This window comes from Fulvivirga kasyanovii (genome assembly GCF_009711405.1).
Lineage (GTDB): Bacteria > Bacteroidota > Bacteroidia > Cytophagales > Cyclobacteriaceae > Fulvivirga > Fulvivirga kasyanovii.
Window position 1 is genome coordinate 1 of the sequence record NZ_SMLW01000262.1, and the last position, 3,570, is coordinate 3,570.

Here is a 3,570-nt window from a genome sequence, read left to right on the forward strand (position 1 = left end):
TATCCACACAGTTATCAACATATGGTTAAAGATGAAAATTGTATCCCCGTTTTATATTTTTTATCTTATTTTTGGCCATTAATCTTAAGCACTCAATGGATAACAATTCACAGAAAATACATTTCATTGCCATAGGTGGCAGCATCATGCATAACCTCGCCATCGCTTTACATAAAAAAGGATATCAAATTAGCGGTTCTGATGATGAAATATTCGAACCCTCAAAAAGCAAGCTGGAAAAATACGGCCTTCTGCCCCGGGAAGAAGGCTGGAACCCTGACAAAATCACCACTGACCTGAATGCGGTGATCCTGGGTATGCATGCCAGAAAAGACAACCCTGAACTACTAAGGGCCAAAGAGCTTGGCTTAAAAATATATTCTTTCCCGGAATACCTTTACGAACAATCGCAGGACAAACAACGGGTAGTAATAGCCGGCAGCCATGGAAAAACTACCATTACGTCTATTATAATACATGTACTTAAATTCTTTAACCGCAAGTTTGACTTTGCTGTAGGAGCACAGATAGAAGGCTTCGAAACCATGGTACAGCTCTCTGACGCACCCGTAATTATTATAGAGGGAGACGAATACCTCTCTTCCCCCATCGATGACACGCCAAAGTTCCTGAAATACCACCATCACATAGGGCTGATTAGCGGAGTTGCCTGGGACCACATCAACGTGTTCCCTTCCGAAGAAAAGTATGTAAGGCAATTTGACAAGTTTGCAGATGCCTCACCTAAGAGCGGCACTTTGATTTATTGCGAGGAAGACCCTATGGCAACCGTCATCGGCAGTAAGGAACGGGCGGATGTGCTAAGCATAGGTTATAAAACGCACCCTCACTTTATAGAGAATGGCACTACCCTGCTAACCTACGGCAATGAAAACATCCCTATTAAACTTTTCGGTAAACACAATCTGCAAAATATAAACGGAGCCAAGGAAGTACTTAAAAAGATTGGTATTTCTGAAGACCAGTTCTACCTGGCTATCCAAAGCTTTCAGGGGGCTTCGAAAAGACTGGAGTATGTTAAAGAGAGTGAAAATATGGCCATAATAAAAGATTATGCCCATGCTCCGTCAAAAGTGGGGGCTACTACACTTGCCGTAAAAGAACAGTACCCGGAAAGGGATCTGGTGGCCTGCCTCGAACTACACACATTCAGCAGCCTCAATAAGGAATTTCTGAAAGAATATAGCGGCACAATGAAATGTGCCAATGTAGCCGTTATCTATTACAACCCGGCAACCATTGCCCACAAAAGACTCGACCCGATTTCGAAAGATGATATCAAGAAAGGGTTTAACGATCCTGATATCAATGTATTTGATGACATCAATGAAATGCTGGATTTCTTACAACAACAAGACTGGACGGATAAAAACCTTTTGATGATGAGCTCCGGGACTTTTAATGACCTTGATTTTGAAAAGTTGCCGTCTTTGCTAAATTAAATTATATAAAATACCTTTCATGAATTTAAAGCTAAGAAACCCGCTTACATTTTTTGACCTTGAAACTACCGGCACCAATGTGGTATGTGACCGGATAGTGGAGCTATCCGTGGTTAAAGTAATGCCCAATGGTGAAACCATAACAAAGACTACCAAAGTAAACCCTACCATTCCCATCCCTCTTGAAACGAGCCTGATACACGGAATTTATGATGAGGATGTAAAGGACCTGCCGGCTTTTAAGAATATCGCCAAGAGTCTGGCCAAATTCCTCGAAGGGTCAGACCTTGCTGGCTTCAATATTCTGAAGTTTGATGTTCCCATGCTTGTGGAAGAGTTTTTACGTGCCGGTGTCGATTTCGATATCAGCAAAAGAAAGCTTGTGGATGCACAGAAGATCTTCCATATGATGGAAAAAAGGACACTATCTGCGGCTTACAAGTTTTACTGCAACAAAAATCTTGACGGCGCACATAGTGCCGAAGCGGATACGCTGGCTACTTTTGAAGTACTCATGGCACAAGTTGAAAAGTATGAAGGACAGGACGTAGTTGACAATCTGGGCAAAAAATTAGGCGTTGTGAAGAACGACATGCAGGCTTTGCATGACCTTACTGCTTCCAATATGGTTGACCTGGCCGGACGTATCATTCTAAAAGATGGCATTGAGTGCTTTAATTTCGGTAAACACAGAAACCGGTCAGTAGTAGAAGTTTTTGAAAAAGAGCCAAGCTACTATGAATGGATGATGAAAGGGGATTTCCCTCAGGATACCAAACGAAGACTAACGGAAATCAAGCTCCGGGCATTTAGTAAACTTACCGGCAAATAAAAGCATATTTCCACTTTTACCTGCTGTAGCACGTAAAAGTGGAAATACCACCGCATTTTGCAGACTTTTTTTCTCTTTACCGAGTTTTAACAACCACAATAGTCCCCTCCTACCTGTTTTCATTTCTTGCTTAAACAGCCCTTGAGGCCGTTTTTACTATCTCCATACATTAACCACAAAATACATAGTACCCCTGCAGGTCAAGGCAGGGAGTTTGAGGCTATTTCAAGCGGTAGTATATGTGACGATGAAAAGGAGGCAAAATGATTTTTGTAGAAATAATAATCATATTGATTCTGGCACTTTTGATCACAGCCTTATTCAATTATGGACTGCGTGCCAAAGGACCCTGGGGCAATTTCTGGACGTTCTTTCTGGTTCTGGCCTGCGGTATCTGGATAGTTGCCATATGGACAGAACCCGTCGGCCCGGTTTGGTATGGAGCACCCTGGATCGATTTTATCTTCGTCGGTGTGCTCCTGGCATTAATACTGGCCGCGGCTACTCCGCCGCGATCTGCAAATACATCTACTACCTTACGTCCGACGATGAACAGGGCAAAGCTGGAAGAAGCGGATGAAGAAACTACAGAGCCTGACACTGTTTCAGCGATAGGAATGTTTTTCTGGTTAATGCTACTGATGTTCCTGATCGCGATAGTTGTGGGGCTATGGCTTTAAAAATGAATGTTGAACCTAAAATAAATTTGATATGAAAACGATAAGTGCAACATTATTAGCTTTTATTTTCGCCTTTGCATTCGTTGCATGCGAGAATAATAATTACGATGACGGTTATGCTTTTGATGACTGGGATGACGACTCGGATGAATTAGTAGATCAGGATGAATTTGGCAATACCTTCTCTGACGCCGGTTATTATGATGACTGGGACCTCGATAACGATGAATTTATTGACGAGGACGAATGGCAATCTGGCGTAACCAACAATTTTGACGGCTATGACTACGATACCTATGGCGAATTTAGTGACTGGGACACCGATAATGATAACTTGCTCGATGAGGATGAGTTAGTTATTGGTAATTTCACTGTTTGGGACACCGACAGAGATGGAAACATAGAAGTGGCTGAGTACGAAGAGTGGTCAGCGACAGATGATCAATACTAACAAAAAGAATAGTGACTAGTCCTGTATAAACGTTACAGTTCTTACAGGGATAAATAATTATTTAGCACCGGGGATTACCTCGGTGCTATTTCTTTGATTTATAGATTTAATTGGAATAGATTTCTGTCCACTGCTTATCGGCTT

At 42.0% G+C, this 3,570-nt stretch carries 4 protein-coding genes; all 4 read left to right on the forward strand.

Features of this window, described 5'->3' with window-relative positions; translation table 11 throughout:
• Positions 1-95 precede the first annotated feature (95 nt).
• The 4 genes from E1163_RS01640 to E1163_RS01655 all read left to right on the forward strand — a co-directional run bounded on the left by E1163_RS01640 (position 96) and on the right by E1163_RS01655 (position 3,426).
• Positions 96-1,463 (forward strand): UDP-N-acetylmuramate--L-alanine ligase, encoded by a 1,368-nt coding sequence (locus E1163_RS01640; protein WP_155168797.1) that lies wholly within the window; start codon positions 96-98, stop codon positions 1,461-1,463.
• 19 nt (positions 1,464-1,482) lie between these two features.
• Entirely contained in the window at positions 1,483-2,295 is an 813-nt protein-coding gene (locus E1163_RS01645) for a 3'-5' exonuclease (RefSeq protein ID WP_155168799.1), read from the forward strand.
• A gap of 263 nt (positions 2,296-2,558) precedes the next feature.
• On the forward strand, positions 2,559-2,975 hold the full coding sequence (locus E1163_RS01650; RefSeq protein ID WP_155168801.1) for a hypothetical protein: 417 nt from the start codon (positions 2,559-2,561) through the stop codon (positions 2,973-2,975).
• Between the two features lie 31 nt (positions 2,976-3,006).
• A complete protein-coding gene (locus E1163_RS01655) occupies positions 3,007-3,426 on the forward strand; it encodes a hypothetical protein (protein WP_155168803.1) in 420 nt (139 codons plus the stop codon).
• The last annotated feature ends 144 nt before the right edge of the window (positions 3,427-3,570 follow it).

What these genes read in the sequence shown, in the direction of transcription:
- E1163_RS01650 (WP_155168801.1), top strand. Translation starts at nt 2,559, where the DNA reads ATGATTTTTGTAGAAATAATAATCATATTGATTCTGGCACTTTTGATC.
- E1163_RS01640 (WP_155168797.1), top strand. Translation starts at nt 96, where the DNA reads ATGGATAACAATTCACAGAAAATACATTTCATTGCCATAGGTGGCAGC.
- E1163_RS01645 (WP_155168799.1), top strand. Translation starts at nt 1,483, where the DNA reads ATGAATTTAAAGCTAAGAAACCCGCTTACATTTTTTGACCTTGAAACT.
- E1163_RS01655 (WP_155168803.1), top strand. Translation starts at nt 3,007, where the DNA reads ATGAAAACGATAAGTGCAACATTATTAGCTTTTATTTTCGCCTTTGCA.